Below are 17,653 nucleotides of genomic sequence, written 5' to 3' on the forward strand. Positions count from 1 at the left end.
TCAGCTGGGGTCCGCACCCCAGGCCCCATACCCTGGAGGAGCGCCCGAGACGGCTAGAGCTCATGCCCCATCGCCCCTGGTGAGCAGGCACGGGCGGCCTCCGTGCTCGTCATCCACCACCTCGGCCGACGCAGTGGCGTATGCAGGACGGCCCCGGACCCTACCTATGCTCGACAGACTCCACGACGCTGCGCGTCTTCGCACCAATCCGATCATCTTCTTCTCCGCCGTGGCCATCGTGCTCGGCTTCGTCCTGTGCTCGCTGCTGTTCACCGAGACCATGAACGCGGTCTTCGTCACCGGAGCGGGCTGGGTCATGGAGAACCTGGGCTGGTTCTACATCCTCGGTGTCTCCGTCTTCCTCCTCTTCCTGATCTACGTGGGGATCAGCAGGTTCGGCGGACTCCGGCTGGGGACCCAGGACTCCCGTCCGGAGCATTCGACGCTGGCGTGGTTCGCCATGCTCTTCGCGGCAGGCATTGGCACGATCCTCATGTTCTGGGCGGTCGCCGAGCCGATCTCCCACTTCGCTGCACCGCCCTTCCGAGGAGTCGAGCCGGAATCCAAGGATGCTGCCCGCAGCGCCATGGCCATCACGCTGTACCACTTCGGTCTGCACACCTGGACGATCTTCGCCTTGCCTGCGCTGTGCTTCGGGTACTTCATGTACAAGCGCAACCTGCCGCCGCGAGTCTCCTCCATGTTCCAGCCCCTGCTCGGGGCCCGGATCCACGGCCCCCTCGGCAAGCTGATCGACATCGTCGCGCTGGTGGGGACGCTGACGGGCGTGGCCGTGTCCATCGGCCTGGGCACGCTGCAGATCAACGCCGGTCTGGCCAGCCTCTTCGGCATCTCCGAGTCCGCTCTCAGCCAGATCCTCATCATCGCCGCAGTGACCCTCGTGGCCTCGGTCTCCGTGGCACTGGGACTCGACCGAGGCATCAAGGTGCTGTCCAACACGAACATCCTGCTGGCGATCGGCCTGCTGGTCTTCGTCCTGGTCTCGGGCCCGACCGTGATGCTGCTGCGCGGCACCATCGAATGGTTCGGCGTGTACATGCAGGAGCTGCCGGGACTCATGTTCTGGAACGACACCCTCGACGACACCGGCTGGCAGAACGGCTGGACGGTCTTCTACTGGGCCTGGACGATCACCTGGTCGCCGTTCGTGGGCATCTTCATCGCTCAGATCTCCAAGGGGCGCTCCATCCGTCAGTTCATCGGCGGAGTCCTGGGGCTGCCCGTGCTGTTCTCCGTGATCTGGTTCGGGATCTTCGGCACGGCGGTGTTCGACATCGAGTTCAACCAGGGCGGTGGTCTCGTGGAGACGGTCGTGGGGGAGGGAGACATCCCCGGAGCCATCTTCGCCTTCCTGGGCCATTTCCCGCTCACGGAGGCGCTCTCGGTGCTGGCGATCGTGATCGTCACGCTGTTCTTCATCACGTCCATGGACTCGGCAGGACTCGTCATGGACAACATGGCGAGCGGGCATGACGACGCCGCACCGGCGCACCAGCGGGTGTGGTGGGTCGTGGCCATCGGCCTCGTGGCGGCCACGATCCTCGTCGGCGCCGGCAAGTCGGGTCTCAGCGCCCTGGAGAACGTCGCGATCCTCATCGGGCTGCCGTTCTTCGTGCTCGGCTACTTCCAGATGTGGTCGCTGCTGCGCGCCATGCGGGAGGACGCCGGGGAGGTGGCTCCGCTGAAGAGCCGCCGCTGGCGGCGCACGCTGCCGCCGGAGGAGTACGAGCGCCGTGCGCAGACAGGCGCGCTGGATCCGGAGTACGTGATCGCCCCAGATCACTACCACGGCACGGAGCCGGAGCACTCGCCCGAGCTCGAGCACCCGGAGCAGCCTGACGTGGTGCAGGACTACCGCCGCCGCACCGGCGAGCAGGACGTCGTCGACTCGGACGAGACAGCGGCGGCGGGCCGCCGCCGCTGAAGGCCGTACCCGCGCCGACCGACCTTCGGGTGCCCCGACATCGCCCTCCACAGCTGCGCTGTCCGCGCAGCTGTGGGGGGCTGCTGTGCTGTCGGTGCCTGGCCGTAGCCTGGACCCATGAGTCTGGCCCAGGAGATCCATCGCGTCGTCGCCCCGTTCGAGGTCATCTCGGAGTTCAAGCCCGCCGGCGACCAGCCCAAGGCCATCGCCGAGCTGACGCGGCGCGTGGAGGACGGGGAGAAAGACATCGTCCTGCTCGGCGCCACCGGCACCGGCAAGTCGGCCACGGCCGCCTGGCTGATCGAGTCGGTGCAGCGGCCCACGCTGCTCATGGTCCAGAACAAGACCCTGGCCGCCCAGCTGGCCAGCGAGCTGCGGGAGCTGCTGCCGAACAACGCGGTCGAGTACTTCGTCTCCTACTACGACTACTATCAGCCGGAGGCCTACGTCCCGCAGACGGACACCTTCATCGAGAAGGACTCCTCGATCAACGAGGAGGTCGAGCGGCTGCGGCACTCGGCCACGAACGCTCTGCTGACCCGTCGGGACGTCGTGGTGGTCTCCACCGTGTCCTGCATCTACGGCCTGGGCACCCCGGAGGAGTACATCCAGCAGATGGTCACCCTGCGGGTGGGGGACCAGCTCGATCGCGACGACCTGCTGCGCCAGTTCGTGAACATGCAGTACGCCCGCAACGACATGGACTTCCACCGCGGGACGTTTCGCGTGCGCGGGGACACGGTGGAGATCATCCCCATGTACGAGGAGCACGCGATCCGCATCGAGTTCTTCGGCGATGAGATCGAGGCCATCTACACCCTGCACCCCGTCACCGGCGAGATCATCCGAGATGAGCAGGAGATGTACGTCTTCCCGGCCTCGCACTACGTCGCCGGAGCCGAGCGCATGTCCCGTGCCATCGGCCAGATCGAGGACGAGCTGCGGGATCGGCTGGAGGAGCTCGAGTCCCAGAACAAGCTCGTCGAGGCCCAGCGGCTGCGCATGCGCACCACGTACGACCTCGAGATGATGGAGCAGATGGGCTACTGCAACGGGATCGAGAACTACTCCCGCCACATCGACGGCCGCGCCCCCGGCTCCGCCCCGCACTGCCTGCTGGACTACTTCCCGGACGACTTCATGCTCATCGTGGACGAGTCCCACGTGACGATCCCGCAGATCGGCGGCATGTACGAAGGCGACATGTCCCGCAAGCGCACGCTCGTGGACCACGGCTTCCGCCTGCCCTCGGCGCTGGACAATCGCCCCCTGACCTGGGACGAGTTCCTGGAGAGGATCGGGCAGACGGTCTACATGTCCGCCACGCCCGGACCGTACGAGCTCGGTCAGGCGGACGGCTACGTCGAGCAGATCATCCGCCCCACCGGCCTGGTCGACCCGGAGATCGTGGTCAAGCCCACCAAGGGCCAGATCGACGACCTCATGGACGAGATCACCGCCCGCACCGAACGCGACGAGCGCGTGCTGGTCACCACGCTGACCAAGCGCATGGCCGAGGACCTCACCGACTACCTGCTCGAGCACGGCGTCAAGGTCCAATACCTCCACTCGGACGTGGACACCCTGCGCCGGGTGGAGCTGCTCTCCGAGCTGCGGCAGGGCGTGTTCGACGTCCTGGTCGGCATCAACCTGCTGCGCGAGGGCCTGGACCTTCCGGAGGTCTCGCTGGTGGCCATCCTGGACGCGGACAAGGAGGGCTTCCTGCGCTCCACCACCTCGCTGATCCAGACCATCGGCCGTGCCGCGCGGAACATCGACGGCCAGGTGCACATGTACGCGGACAAGATCACCGACTCCATGCGCACCGCGATCGATGAGACCAATCGCCGCCGCGACGTCCAGATCGCGTACAACAAGGAGCACGGGATCGACCCCACTCCGCTGCGCAAGCGGATCGGGGACATCACCGAGCAGCTGGCCCGCGAGTCGGAGGACACCCACGAGCTGCTGGCCGCGCGTGCCGGGGCCAGCGGCAAGCTGGCGCCCACCAAGGGCAGGCGGGACGAGCGCACCAAGGAGGCGGATGCCGAGGCCGCCAAGCTGCGCGAGTCGCGCTCGGACGTCCCGGCGGACAGCCTCGAGGACCTGGCCCAGCAGCTCACGGAGCAGATGAACCAGGCGGCCTTGGACCTCAAGTTCGAGCTCGCCGCGCGCATCCGCGACGAGCTGCACGACGTCAAGCGGGAGATCCGCCACGTCCGCGAGGCCAGCGGATCCTGAGCACTGCCTGAGCGGCACAGCCGGATCGCAAGAGCTGCCTGTGTAAGATGCAGGTCAGCGTAGGGGAGTATCCGATCGCACTGTGCACGTCAGCACGCGGGGCGCCTAACCCCCGCCGGGTGCAGTGATCGGGCCGCCGTCGTTCAGCGCGCACAGCGCGCTGAACTGGTCGGGCCGATGGAGAGACTTGCGTTTCCGCCCCGATCTGCCATCGAGAGGACCTCCCCATGGATGTCTCACCCCTCGTCTGGGGGCTGACCATCGCCGTGATCATCGGCATGCTCGCCTTCGACTACTTCTTCCACGTGCGCAAGGCGCACGAGCCGCACATCAGGGAAGCCGCCATCTGGTCGGCGATCTACGTGGGAGTCGCACTGATCTTCGGCCTGTTCGTACTGATCGAATGGGGCGGGGTCTACGCCACCGAGTACTACGCCGGCTACATCACGGAGAAGGCGCTGTCGGTCGACAACCTCTTCGTCTTCCTGATCATCATGGCCTCCTTCAAGGTGCCGCGCGCTGATCAGCAGAAGGTTCTGCTCTTCGGCATCACCTTCGCCCTGGTGGCCCGCACCGCGTTCATCTTCATCGGCGCCGCGGCCATCAACCAGCTGGCCTGGCTGTTCTACATCTTCGGCGCCTTCCTCATCTTCACGGCCATCGGACTCATCCGGGGCGAGCTGTCCGGCGAGGACGACGACGAGGCGGACAACTTCATCGTCCGCACCGCCAAGAAGTACATGCACACCACCGACTACTACGACGGCGACAAGCTGTTCACCTACGAGAACGGCAAGCGGGCCATGACCCCCATGCTGCTCGTGATGGTCTGCATCGGCGGCACGGACGTCCTGTTCGCCTTCGACTCGATCCCTGCCATCTTTGGCCTCACCCAGGAGACCTACCTGGTCTTCACCGCCGTCGCGTTCTCGCTGATGGGCCTGCGCCAGCTCTACTTCCTGATCGACGGCATGCTCGATCGCCTCATCTACCTCTCCTGGGGCCTGGCGGTCATCCTGGGCTTCATCGGCTACAAGCTGATCGTCCACGCCCTCCACGAGAACGATCTGCCGTTCATCAACGGCGGCGAGGCCGTGCACTTCCCGCCGGAGGTCACCATCGGCCAGTCGCTGTCCGTGATCGTCGGCGTCCTGCTCGTGACCGTCGTGGCCTCCTTGCTCAGCCCCAAGGGCCGCGCCCTGCGCGTGGTCGACGGCCTGCGCCGCGTGTCCAAGGAGTACATCGCCCTGCCGAAGGACGCCTCGGACGAGCAGCGCCAGAAGCTGGCCGCCAAGGGCGCCGCCCTGGTCGAGAAGATGCCGTCCATCAAGGACAAGCACCGCGACGAGCTCATCGACGACCACAGCGCCTACCAGGACCTCGTGGAGCGCGCCCGCGGCGCCCACCAGGAGTACGAGCGGACCGGCGAGGCGCCCAAGCCGGTGACCGTCCCCAAGGACACCGACGCCGTCCCCGGCACCTCGTCAGACAACGGCTCGGAGACCGCCGCGAACGGCACCGGCAGCACAGCCGCTGATCAGTGACCGCCTGACCCGATGATCGGCGCCGCTGATCATCGGCCGCAGTGCCTGAGCGAAGACCCCGCCGCCCCTTCTGGGGCGGCGGGGTCTTTCGCCTGTCCGCTCGAGCAGGCTCGTGGATCCGAAGCACCCGGCTCGGCGAGCGCGATGCTCGACGGCCTGGAGCTCGATGCTCGTCAGACGCGCGGCAGCAGGATCTGGAAAGGCTCGACTCTGCTGACGGGGCTGCACTCAGCCGACGGGGGAGACCAGCAGCACGAGACCGGCCGTGCCGGCGGCCCAGAGCAGCGAGGCGAGGGTGCCGATGATGAACTGCTCGCGCTGGCTCGGCGAGGTGAACTCCCCGTACCGGGCCAGGCCCTTGATCGCCACGACCACGGCGATGCCGGTCGCGTAGCCGCTGATCACGCACACGCTCACGGCGATGCGCTCGAGCACGCCGATCACGAGACCTCCGCGCAGCGGCGGGGCGTCCTGCTCCTCCTGCTCGGAGGGCTCCGGCTGCGGTGCGCTGAGCACCGGGTCCGCGCGCAGCTGCTCCAGGTGCTCCAGCCGGGCGCGCTCGGCGGTCTCCGTGTCCCGGGCGATCTCCAGCACGAGCCGCACCGCCGGATCGCCCAGCAGAGCACCGGCGACCGTCAGAGCGGGGGCCGACCACCACAGGGGGATTCCCTCGAGCAGCCACCAGAGGAGAGTCGCAGCGAGCACGACCCCCGGCAGCCACACGGTCAGCGCCCCGCGCAGGCCTGCGAGCGATCCGGAGGTGAAGCGGGGCTCGGGGGAAGCCGCGGAGGTCATGAGACCAGCTTGGCTTCTGCGTCCATGCCGCGCTCATGGGCCCGGCCCAGCAGATCCACGAGGACGGTGCGCGCCTCGGACTCCTCGTACCAGAGGGCGGTGCGCAGTCGTCGGGAGACGGAGGACTGATCGATGCCCAGCACCTGAGAGATCTGCTCCTGCGTCATGCCCTGATCCGCGTACCGGGACGCCTCACGGGCGGCGTCCGTGCGGCGCTGGCGCATGACCGACAGCAGCGCCAGCAGGGCGTCGGCGTCGCGAGCCGCACGAGCACCGGGGCGCAGCGCGCGCACCGCGGTGCGGCTGGTCAGCTTCTTGGCGGCTTCGACGGCGTCGCGGGCCAGGACCAGGCACGGCCCGGTCGCCTCGGCCACCGTCTCCGGCAGCGGCGTCTCCACCGGCCCCAGGCCGATCCCCACGTGCCAGCGGCCGGTCTCGGCCAGCTCCAGCGCGGCGGTCACCACTGTCTGCGGATCCTCGAACAGGGCCTGCAGCTCGTCGCCGGCGGAGATGCTCCAGGGGAGCACCGCCTCCGGATGCCGCTGGTTGAGCCGATCGCGCGCGCCCGCCATGTCCAGCTCGGCCCCCTCCGAGCGCGAGCGACGACGATCGACCGTCAGTGCGTACATGATGTCCCCCTATGCGTATCTGAACGCATCATAGACCACTATGGTGCTGCAAGCGCATTATCTGCCGGTCTCGGTGATAGGGCCCACGTTGTCGACGCGCACCACGGGGAATCCGTCCTCGTCCGAGGCCGCCAGGTCGATCCTGGCGTTGATCCCGAAGTCGTGGTGGCCTTCGGGGTCGTCGAAGACCTGCTGGACGCTCCAGAAGCCGTCCAGGCCCTCGGGCCTCTCGTCGATGCGGATCAGTGCGGGACCGCGGGACTGAGCATCGGTGTAGATGTCCTGGTACTCGCCGAAGTAGGCGTCCATGGCCTCCGCCCAACGCTCCCGGTCCCAGCCGGACTCGCCGTCGAGGGCGCCCAGGACCTTCTCCTTCTCGTCGGCGAACAGCTCCACGCGCTGGAACAGCGCATTGCGCACCATGACCCGGAAGGCCCGAGGATTGCGGGTGATCGCGGGGGCCTGCTCCTCGAGCAGCTCCTCGACGGAGTCCTGCGGGGTGCCGGCGGGGGAGCCGCCCTCGGTGAGCTTCTCCCACTCGTCGAGCAGGGAGTTGTCCGTCTGGCGGATGGTCTCGCCGAGCCACTCGACGAGGTCGTCGAACGGCTCGGTGCGCAGGTCCTGGGGCACGGTCTGGCGCAGCGCGCGGTAGGCGTCCGAGAGGTAGCGCAGCAGGATGCCCTCGGAGCGGGCCAGCCCGTAGTGCTGGACGTAGTCCCCGAAGGTCATGGCGCGCTCGAACATGTCGCGGACGACCGACTTGGGCGTCAGCTCGTGCTGGGCAACCCAGGGGGCGGAGGTGCGGTAGGTCTCGAACGCGTCCTCGAGCATCTCTCGCAGCGGCATGGGCCAGGTGATCTCGTCGAGCTCGCGCATCCGCTCGTTGTACTCGAGGCCCTCGGCCTTCATGGTGGCCAGGGCCTCGGTCTTGGCCTTCTTCTCCTGCATGATCAGCACCTGGCGCGGACGGTCCAGGGTGGCCTCGATGACGGAGACGATGTCCAGCGTGTACTCCGGCGCCTCCGGATCTAACAGGGTGAGCGCGGCCAGGGCGAACGGCGAGAGCGGGCTGTTGAGGGCGAAGTTCTCCTGCAGGTCGATGGTGAGACGGTAGCGGCTGCCGTGCTCATCCGGCTCGGGCAGCTTCTCGACGACCTCGGTGGCCAGCAGCTCGCGCAGTATCGACAGGGCATCGCGGACCATCTGGCGGCGCTCCGGTGCCGGGGCGTCCGTGTGGGCGATCAGATGGGCGGTCGCCCGGACGGGGTCTCCAGGGCGCTGCAGCAGGTTCAGCAGCATGGCGTGCGTGATGTGGAACGACGCCCGCAGCGGCTCGGGCTGGGCCTCGATGAGGGTCTCGAAGGTCTTGCGCGACCACGCCACGAAGCCCTGCGGGGGCTTCTTGCGCGGGATCTGACGCAGCTTCTTCTCATCGTCCCCATGCTTGCGTCGCGCCTTCTCCAGCGCCCTCTTGTTCTCGATGTCGTGCTCGGGAGCCTGCACCACGACGGTGCCCTGGGTGTCGAATCCCGCACGCCCTGCGCGGCCTGCGATCTGGTGGAACTCGCGCGCATTGAGCCGCCTGGTGCGGTTGCCGTCGAACTTGGACAGCGCGGTGATCAGCACGGTGCGGATGGGGACGTTGATGCCCACCCCCAGGGTGTCGGTGCCGCAGATGACCTTGAGCAGACCGCGCTGGGCCAGCTGCTCCACGAGCCGCCGGTACTTGGGCAGCATCCCCGCGTGATGGACGCCGATCCCGTGGCGCACGAGCCGGTTCAGGGTCTTGCCGAAGCCGGCCGCGAAGCGGAAGCCGGCGATCATCTCGGCGACCTGCTCCTTCTCCTCCTTGGACAGCACGTTGACGCTCATCAGCGCCTGTGCCTGGTCCATGGCCTGCAGCTGGGAGAAGTGGACCACGTAGACGGGCGCCTGATGCGTGCTCACCAGCTCGTCGATCTGCTCGTGGACCGGGACCTCCGAGTAGTAGTAGCTCAGCGGGACCGGGCGCTCGGCGTCGTCGACGACGGCGGTGTCCCGACCGGTGAGCTCGCGCATCCGGTCGTCGAACCGGGTGACGTCGCCCAGGGTGGCGGACATCAGCAGGAACTGGGCCTGCGGCAGCTCGATCAGCGGCACCTGCCAGGCCCAGCCGCGCTGCGGGTCGGCGTAGAAGTGGAACTCGTCCATGACGACGGGCCCGAGGTCGGCGTCCGAGCCCTCGCGCAGCGCGATGTTGGCCAGGATCTCCGCCGTGCAGCACACGATCGGCGCGTCCGGGTTGACCGCGGAGTCGCCGGTGACCATGCCGACGTTCTCCGCCCCGAAGGCCTGGCACAGCGCGAAGAACTTCTCCGACACGAGCGCCTTGAGCGGGGCGGTGTAGTACGAGCGCTGTCCCCGGGCCATGGCCGCGAAGTGCGCGCCCATGGCCACGAGCGACTTCCCGGATCCGGTGGGCGTGGCCAGGATGACGTTGGCGCCGCCTGCGAACTCGAGCACGGCCTCGTCCTGATGCGGGTAGAGCTCGATCCCGGCCTCGGCGGCCCAGCCGTGGAACCCCTCATAGATCTCGTCCGAGCTCAGAGGGTTGCGCGCGAAGTCACCGCGCAGATAGCGGGAGCCGGCGGCGGCTAGGGCGGGGGAGAGGGCGCTCAGCAGTGTCATCGTGGGCCAAGCCTAGCCAGGCCCGACGACAGCGCAGCACCGCCGCAGCCCGGTGCCCGCCGGTGCAGCACTCAGGCCTGCTGCGGCCGGTCCATCGCGTGGATGGTCCCCAGCTGCGCCCATTCGTTGCGCCCCAGGCGGCTCATGGGATCGAGCAGCCGAGCCTCGGGCAGGGTCCGGCCGCGGTCGTCGGTGCGCAGGACCGACTCGTCCACGCTCACGTGCAGGACGCGTCCCAGGACCACGAAGCTGTCCCCGACCGGGATGACCTGCTCGCACCGGCACTCCAGGACGGCGGGGGAGCCGGCGACCGCCGGGGCCGAGACGAGCTGGGAGGGCAGAGCGGGGATGCGTGCGGCGTCGAACTCGCTGATCTCGGGCGCGTAGGGCGCTGAGGTCTGGTTCGCGGCCTCGCGCTGGGCGGCGCTGATGAGCGAGATCGTGAACTCGCCGGTCTGCTCGATCGCCCGCAGGGTGTCCTTGCGCCCGCTCGAGGTGAACAGCACGATCGGCGGATCCTCGGAGGCCATCGTGAAGAACGAGTGCGGAGCGAGGTTGTCCGTGCCGTCGGCGTCGCGGGTGCCGACCCAGGCGATCGGCCGCGGGATCAACAGGGACTTGACCAGCAGCGTCGTCTCGCGAGCGCCGAGCTCATCCGGGTCGAAGGACCTGCGCTGGATCTCCATCTCAGCGGGCGGAGGCTGTGGACGGGCTGCGGCTCACCAGCCGCGCTCGCGCCACTCGTCCAGCGACGGGCGCTCCTGGCCCAGCGTGGTGGATTCGCCGTGGCCGGGGTGGATCACGGTGTCGTCGTCGAACCGGTCGAAGATCCGCTCGACGACTGACGTGTAGGCCTGCTGGAAGGCCTCCGGCGAGTTCGTCTTGCCGACGCCGCCCGGGAAGAGGGCGTCACCGGTGAAGATGCGCACCGGGCCCTGGGGGTCGCGGTAGACCAGGCCGATGGAGCCAGGGGTGTGACCCGGCAGGCCGATGACCTCCAGGTCGAAGCCCTCGAACTCGGCGACGTCTCCGTCATCGAGCGTCAGGTCCATCTCGACGGCGATGTCGTCCTCGTCGTCGGTGCCGCAGGCCGTGACGGCCTCGGAGCGGGACTTGACCTCCTCGAGCGCCCCGATGTGATCGTGGTGGGAGTGCGTGGTGATGATCATCTGCAGGCTGCCCGACAGCGAGCAGTCCGTGGAGCCGGCGCCCACGAGCCCGGCGATGGCGCGAGCATCGGCCGCAGCGTCGATCAGCACCTGGGAGCCGTGCTCCTTGGAGGTGAGCAGGTACACGTTGTTCTGCATCTCGCCGACCACGATGCGGCGGACGGTGATCTCCGCCAGCTCGATGGCGGCGGTCTCGGTGACGTTCATGGCGCCCACTGTAGAGATTCTTCCGGCCCGCGGCACCCCGGCGTGGCACGTGACAGCACTGATGTGAGGCCCCTCTCACCCCTCGGCTGCGGAGACGTGCCACGGGTTCGACCCCGATACCCTGGCCGCGGGCGCTGCCGCGCTCAAGACCGACCAGGCCGTCCGCCGACCCCCAGGAGCCCGCCGTGCCTCAGATCCTCCCGCCCGCCGACGAGGTCTGGGAGACGCGTCGTCCGCCGCGGCTGATCGTCCTGAGCCTCGCCTCGCTGCTCAGCTTCCTGGCCATGATCTACGTGCAGAGCCACGACGCCGAGATCGTCGAGGCCTCCTCCCTGCCCGAGGTCCAGGGGACCGAGCCGGGTCCCTCGCTGACCACAGTCCTGGGCCTGACGATCCTCTACGTCGTGCCGCTGCTGATCTGGCTGTGGGGCCAGCACTGGATGCTGCACGTCATGGCGGTGCTGTGCTTCCTGGGGCTGGTGGTCTTCGCGCTGTCGGCGGCCACGGGCCTGCTGTGGAGCTTCGGGGTCGCGCTGCCGGCGATCATCGGGATCTTCGTGAACGTGGGCTGGCTGCTGGTGGCCTACCGGCGCGGCCTGCACTGAGTCGCCTGGCGGGGCCTTCGCGGTGGGCTGATCCGTGCCTGCGGTGTCGGCTCCTGCCGATACCATTCCGGACGTGTCCGAACGAACTCTCACCCCCAGCCAGCACGCTCCTGAGAGCCCCCGCAGCACCGCGCCCGGAGCCGACCTGAAGGAGATCGTGATCCGCGGCGCCCGCGAGCACAATCTCAAGGACGTCGACCTCACCATCCCCCGCAACTCCATGGTCGTGTTCACCGGCCTGTCCGGGTCCGGGAAGTCGTCCCTGGCGTTCGACACCATCTTCGCGGAAGGCCAGCGCCGCTACGTCGAGTCGCTGTCCTCCTACGCCCGCATGTTCCTGGGGCGGGTGGACAAGCCGGACGTCGACTTCATCGAGGGCCTGTCTCCGGCGGTGTCGATCGACCAGAAGTCGACCTCGCGCAATCCCCGCTCCACGGTCGGCACGATCACCGAGATCTATGACTACATGCGACTGCTCTGGGCGCGCGTGGGCCACCCCCACTGCCCGCAGTGCGGAGAGCCGATCACGCGACAGACCCCGCAGCAGATCGTGGACCGCGTCATGCAGCTGCCGGAGCGCACCCGCTTCCAGGTGCTGGCCCCCGTCGTCCGCCGCCGCAAGGGCGAGTTCGAGGACCTGCTGTCCTCCCTGACCACGTCCGGCTACTCGCGCGCCGTGATCGACGGCGAGCAGATCTCGCTGGACGATCCGCCCAAGCTCAAGAAGCAGATCAAGCACGACATCGAGGTCGTCGTCGACCGCCTGGTCATCAAGGAGGGCGCCGAGCGCCGCCTCACCGACTCCGTCGAGACCGCGCTGGGGCTGGCCGACGGCCGCGTCGTCATCGAGATCGTCACCCGCGAGGGGGAGGAGCTGCCGGAGGGCGTGGAGCGTCGGCACACGTTCTCGGAGCACCTGGCCTGCCCCAATGACCACCCCATCGGGGCCGCGGAGATCGAGCCCCGGTCGTTCTCGTTCAACGCTCCGTTCGGCGCGTGCCCGGAGTGCGACGGCATCGGCTCGCGCCTGGAGGCGGACGAGACCCTGGTCGTGCCGGACGAGGACCTCACGCTGGTCGAGGGCGCCATCCAGCCGTGGTCGCAGGGCAAGGCCCACAGCGACTACTGGAACCGCCTCATGGCGGGACTGGGCGAGGAGATGGGCTTCGATCTCGTCACTCCGTGGAAGGACCTGCCCAAGGCGGCGCGCAAGGCGCTGCTCGAGGGCAAGGACTTCCAGGTCACCGTCTCCTACAAGAACCGCTGGGGCCGCGAGCGCCGCTACACCCAGGGCTTCGAGGGCGTCTACGGCTACATCCGCCGCAAGCGGGAGGAGACCGAGTCGGACTCGGCCAAGGAGCGCTACGAGCAGTACATGCGCGTGGTGCCCTGCCCGGCCTGCGACGGCAAGCGGCTGAACCCCACCATGCTCAGCGTGACCGTGGGCGGGCTGTCCATCGCCGATGCCACGCGCCTGCCCATGCGCGAGGCCCTCGAGTTCTTCCAGTCGCTGGATCTCTCCACCCGGGAGGCGCAGATCGGCGACCAGGTGCTCAAGGAGATCCACGCCAGGCTGAACTTCCTGCTGGACGTCGGACTGGACTACCTGGACCTCGAGCGCCCGGCCGCCACGCTCTCGGGCGGCGAGGCCCAGCGCATCCGCCTGGCCACGCAGATCGGCGCTGGGCTGGTCGGCGTGCTCTACGTCCTGGACGAGCCGTCCATCGGCCTGCACCAGCGCGATAACAGGCGCCTGATCCAGACCCTGATCAAGCTGCGGGACATGGGCAACACGCTGATCGTCGTCGAGCACGACGAGGACACCATCCGGGAGGCCGACTGGATCGTCGACGTCGGCCCGGGCGCCGGCGAGCGCGGCGGCAGGATCGTGCACACCGGCGGCTACGACGACCTGCTCGAGAACCGCGAGTCGATCACCGCCGACTACCTGGCCGGTCGCCGGGAGATCGCGGTGCCCGCTCAGCGCCGGCCGATCGACCGGAAGCGCATGCTCAAGGTCATCGACGCCAAGGAGAACAACCTGCGCGGGGTGGACGTCGAGTTCCCGCTGGGCGTGCTGACCGCGGTGACGGGCGTGTCCGGATCGGGCAAGTCCTCCCTGGTCAACGACATCCTCTACACCCGCCTGGCCAACGAGCTCAACGGCGCCAAGCAGGTCCCCGGGCGGCACAAGCGCATCGAGGGCATGGACCAGCTCAAGAAGATCGTGCACGTGGACCAGTCGCCGATCGGACGGACCCCTCGCTCCAACCCGGCCACCTACTCCGGTGTGTTTGACCGGATCCGCAAGCTGTTCGCGGACACCCAGGAGGCCAAGATCCGCGGCTATCAGCCGGGCAGGTTCTCGTTCAACATCAAGGGCGGGCGCTGCGAGGCCTGCGCCGGCGACGGCACCCTGAAGATCGAGATGAACTTCCTGCCGGACGTCTACGTCCCGTGCGAGGTCTGCAAGGGAGCCCGCTTCAACCGCGAGACCCTCGAGGTCCAGTACAAGGGCAAGAACATCGCCGAGGTCCTGGACATGCCGATCGAGGAGGCCGCCGAGTTCTTCTCCGCCTACACGGCGATCGCCCGGCACCTGAACACCCTCGTGGATGTGGGGCTTGGCTACGTCCGACTGGGCCAGCCGGCCACCACGCTCTCCGGCGGCGAGGCCCAGCGCGTCAAGCTCGCCGCGGAGCTGCAGCGCCAGTCCCGGGGCCAGACCATCTACGTGCTGGACGAGCCCACCACCGGACTGCACTTCGAGGACATCTCCAAGCTGCTGCAGGTCCTGCACGCCCTGGTCGACAAGGGCAACACCGTCATGGTGATCGAGCACAACCTCGACGTCATCAAGACCGCGGACTGGGTCGTGGACATGGGCCCCACGGGCGGCTCGGGCGGCGGCACGGTCGTGGCCCAGGGCACCCCGGAGGACGTCGCCGCGTCGCCGGACAGCTTCACGGGCGAGTTCCTGCGGGAGATCCTGGACGGCGCCGTCATCGAGGGCCAGGCCGAGGCCGTCGGGGCGGGGGCCGCACGATGAGCGCGCTGGACAGGCTGCGTGCGGTCCCCGCGCAGATCGGGCTCTACCGCACCACGCAGCGCGCCGTGGCCGCCGCCTTCATGGTCCTGTGCCGCGCGCAGATCCGCGGCAAGGAGAACTTCCCGGCCGAGGGGCCGGTGATCGTGGCCTCGAACCACCGCGCGCTGATCGACAGCATCATCCTCTCCGCGATCTTCCCGCGACGGGTCTCCTTCATCGCCAAGGCCTCGCCGCTGAACACGCCGGGGAGCCGCGGCTGGGCCATGCGCCAGGTCTACGAGCTGCTGGGCATCATCCCGGTGGACCGCTCGTCGCGTCGCGATGCGGCGGCCGCCATGGATCCGGCGATCGAGCTGCTCGAGGCCGGGGGAGTCTTCGGCGTCTTCCCGGAGGGCACCCGCTCCCGCGACGGACGCCTCTACCGCGGCCGCACCGGTGTGGCGCACGCCGCGCTGAGCACGGGGGCTCCGATCCTCCCCGTCGCCCTGGAGGGCACGCAGGACGTCCAGCCGCTGGGGACCACGTGGCCGCGCCCGCGCCGGTTCACCGTGAGCCTGGGCGAGCTGATCGAGGTCCCGCGCGCCGAGGGCCGCCAGACCGGCAGGCAGCGCCGTGAGCTGACCGACCGGGTCATGGAGGCGATCGGGCAGCTGTCGGGCCAGGAGCGTGCGGAGACCTTCAACACCTCCACGACCTTGGAGGGGGATGCCCGGCGTGGCTGATCCGGCCTCCTACCGCCCCCAGCGATCCGAGATACCGCAGGACCCCGGCGTCTACCGCTTCCGCGACGAGACCGGGCGCGTCATCTACGTCGGCAAGGCCAAGAACCTGCGCAACCGGCTGTGGTCCTACTTCGCCCCGCCGTCCACGCTGGCCCCCAAGACCCGAGCCATGGTCACCACGGCCGCCGGCGTGGAGTGGGTCGTGGTCGGCTCGGAGATGGAGTCCCTGCAGCTCGAGTACACCTGGATCAAGCAGTTCCGCCCGCGCTTCAACATCGCCTACCGGGACGACAAGTCCTACCCCTACCTGGCCATCACGCTGGGGGAGGAGGTGCCCCGGGCCATGGTGACCCGAGGCGCCAAGCAGAAGGGCACCCGCTACTTCGGCCCCTACTCCCAGGCCTGGGCCATCCGCGAGACCCTCGACGCCTTGCTGCGCGTCTTCCCGGTGCGCTCCTGCTCCAAGGGCGTCTACCGCCGCGCCGAGCGCTCGGGGCGGCCCTGCCTGCTGGGCTACATCGGCAAGTGCTCGGCACCCTGCGTGGGGCAGATCTCGGTCGAGGACCACCGTGACCTGGTCGATGACCTCTGCCGGTTCATGGCCGGGCACGCCGAGCCGTTCATCCGCGAGCAGGAGCGGCTCATGAAGCAGGCGGCGGCGCAGATGGACTTCGAGACCGCGGCGGCCCGCCGCGACGACGTCGAGGCCCTGCGCAAGGCCTTCGAGCGCAATGCCGTCGTGCTCTCCGACGCCGTCGACGCCGACTTCTTCGCCCTGGCCGACGACGAGCTCGAGGCCGCCGTCCAGGTCTTCCACGTGCGCGGCGGGCGCATCCGGGGCCAGCGCGGCTGGGTGACCGAGAAGGTGGAGGAGACCGATGCCGGGCACCTGCTGCAGGTGCTGCTGCAGCAGGTCTACGGCGAGACCGAGTCCGCCGCCGTCGAGCAGCGCGAGGTCCAGCGCGCCCGCGAGGCCGCGGAGGGCAGCCACCACCGTCCGCGCAGCGCCGAGATGGACTACCGAGAGGACGCCGTCCCGCGCACCGTGCTGGTCTCCCAGGAGCCCGAGGACCGCGAGCAGATGGAGCAGTGGCTCACCGAGCTGCGCGGCTCTCGGGTCTCCGTGTCCACGCCGCAGCGCGGCGAGAAGGCCCAGCTCATGCAGACGGTTCAGGAGAACGCGCGGCAGGCCCTCGCCCTGCACAAGTCGCGGCGCGCCGGGGACATCACCACCCGCTCCGCCTCCCTGCAGCAGCTGCAGGAGGCCCTGGATCTGCCCGATGCCCCCATGCGCATCGAGTGCTATGACATCTCCCACGTGCAGGGGAGCAACGTCGTGGCCTCCATGGTCGTCTTCGAGGACGGACTGCCCCGGAAGGCCGAGTACCGGAAGTTCTCCATCACGGGAGAGGCAGCCCGCGATGACACCGCCTCCATGTACGACGTCATCCACCGGCGCTTCCGCCGCCACCTCGAGCAGCAGCAGGAGCAGCAGGCCCCGCGCACCGGAGAGCTCGACCAGGAGGACCTGGCCGATGACCCCGCCCAGCGCAGGCGCTTCGCTTACCCGCCGAACCTCGTGATCGTCGACGGCGGCCCGCCCCAGGTCGCCGCGGCCGCCCGAGCCCTGGAGGATCTGGGCATCGACGATGTCGCCGTCGTCGGGCTGGCCAAGAGGCTCGAGGAGGTCTGGGTCCCGGACGACGAGTTCCCCGTGATCCTGCCGCGCGCCTCCGAGGCCCTGTACCTGGTCCAGCGCGTGCGCGACGAGGCCCACCGCTTCGCCATCACGTTCCACCGCGCCAAGCGCGGCAAGGCCATGACGGCCTCCGTGCTGGACGACCTCCCGGGCGTGGGCCCCGCCAAGCAGAAGGCCCTGCTCAAGCACTTCGGCTCCGTCAAGAAGATCAAGGAGGCCCGCGTCGAGCAGCTCGAGGAGGTCCCCGGCTTCGGCAGCGCCCTGGCGCTGAAGGTCTTCGCGGGGCTGCACGCCGAGCAGGACGGCTCCGAGGAGCCGCTGCCGGCCGTCGACATGGACACCGGCGAGATCCTCGACTGAGACCCCCGCGCGTCGGGATAG

The 17,653-nt window shown here is 68.9% G+C and carries 12 protein-coding genes; 7 read left to right on the forward strand and 5 right to left on the reverse strand.

What is annotated here, in order from left to right:
* Positions 1-166: 166 nt before the first annotated feature.
* The 3 genes from JOE55_RS01000 to JOE55_RS01010 all read left to right on the forward strand — a co-directional run bounded on the left by JOE55_RS01000 (position 167) and on the right by JOE55_RS01010 (position 5,730).
* Positions 167-1,945: a BCCT family transporter gene (locus JOE55_RS01000; protein WP_204781736.1), complete on the forward strand. Its 1,779-nt coding sequence runs from the start codon at positions 167-169 to the stop codon at positions 1,943-1,945.
* A gap of 117 nt (positions 1,946-2,062) precedes the next feature.
* Positions 2,063-4,186, forward strand: coding sequence for an excinuclease ABC subunit UvrB (gene uvrB, locus JOE55_RS01005; RefSeq protein ID WP_204781737.1), 2,124 nt, complete (start codon positions 2,063-2,065; stop codon positions 4,184-4,186).
* 227 nt (positions 4,187-4,413) lie between these two features.
* Positions 4,414-5,730, forward strand: a complete 1,317-nt coding sequence (locus JOE55_RS01010) for a TerC family protein (RefSeq protein WP_204781738.1) — start codon at positions 4,414-4,416, stop codon at positions 5,728-5,730.
* A 228-nt stretch (positions 5,731-5,958) separates the two neighbouring features.
* On the opposite strand, the gene JOE55_RS01015 is transcribed toward JOE55_RS01010, so the two are convergent.
* The 5 genes from JOE55_RS01015 to JOE55_RS01035 form a co-directional block, all read right to left on the reverse strand.
* Positions 5,959-6,525: a hypothetical protein gene (locus tag JOE55_RS01015; protein ID WP_239546339.1), complete on the reverse strand. Its 567-nt coding sequence runs from the start codon at positions 6,523-6,525 to the stop codon at positions 5,959-5,961.
* The gene (locus JOE55_RS01020; RefSeq protein WP_006213199.1) at positions 6,522-7,154 is read right to left on the reverse strand and encodes a hypothetical protein; all 633 of its coding nucleotides are present in this window, start codon (positions 7,152-7,154) and stop codon (positions 6,522-6,524) included. Before JOE55_RS01020 ends, JOE55_RS01015 begins: the two co-directional genes overlap by 4 nt.
* A gap of 57 nt (positions 7,155-7,211) precedes the next feature.
* Positions 7,212-9,821 carry a DEAD/DEAH box helicase gene (locus tag JOE55_RS01025; protein ID WP_204781739.1) on the reverse strand — a complete coding sequence of 870 codons (2,610 nt, stop codon included), beginning with the start codon at positions 9,819-9,821 and terminating at the stop codon, positions 7,212-7,214.
* A gap of 71 nt (positions 9,822-9,892) precedes the next feature.
* A complete protein-coding gene (locus JOE55_RS01030) occupies positions 9,893-10,507 on the reverse strand; it encodes a flavin reductase family protein (RefSeq protein ID WP_204781740.1) in 615 nt (204 codons plus the stop codon).
* Positions 10,508-10,540: 33 nt separating this feature from the next.
* Positions 10,541-11,197, reverse strand: a complete 657-nt coding sequence (locus tag JOE55_RS01035; RefSeq protein WP_040560244.1) for an MBL fold metallo-hydrolase — start codon at positions 11,195-11,197, stop codon at positions 10,541-10,543.
* 185 nt (positions 11,198-11,382) lie between these two features.
* Here JOE55_RS01035 and JOE55_RS01040 point away from each other — a divergent pair, with 185 nt between their 5' ends.
* From JOE55_RS01040 to uvrC, 4 genes are all read left to right on the forward strand, one after another.
* Positions 11,383-11,802: a hypothetical protein gene (locus JOE55_RS01040; protein ID WP_204781741.1), complete on the forward strand. Its 420-nt coding sequence runs from the start codon at positions 11,383-11,385 to the stop codon at positions 11,800-11,802.
* Between the two features lie 64 nt (positions 11,803-11,866).
* Complete coding sequence (uvrA, locus tag JOE55_RS01045) at positions 11,867-14,851, forward strand: excinuclease ABC subunit UvrA (protein ID WP_390886409.1); 2,985 nt, start codon at positions 11,867-11,869, stop codon at positions 14,849-14,851.
* Positions 14,848-15,573, forward strand: a complete 726-nt coding sequence (locus JOE55_RS01050) for a lysophospholipid acyltransferase family protein (RefSeq protein ID WP_204781743.1) — start codon at positions 14,848-14,850, stop codon at positions 15,571-15,573. The genes uvrA and JOE55_RS01050 overlap by 4 nt, the downstream gene beginning before the upstream one ends.
* Positions 15,566-17,632, forward strand: a complete 2,067-nt coding sequence (uvrC, locus tag JOE55_RS01055) for an excinuclease ABC subunit UvrC (RefSeq protein ID WP_053447370.1) — start codon at positions 15,566-15,568, stop codon at positions 17,630-17,632. Before JOE55_RS01050 ends, uvrC begins: the two co-directional genes overlap by 8 nt.
* Positions 17,633-17,653 lie beyond the last annotated feature (21 nt).

It is taken from the genome of Kocuria palustris (assembly GCF_016907795.1).
Classification (GTDB): domain Bacteria; phylum Actinomycetota; class Actinomycetes; order Actinomycetales; family Micrococcaceae; genus Kocuria; species Kocuria palustris.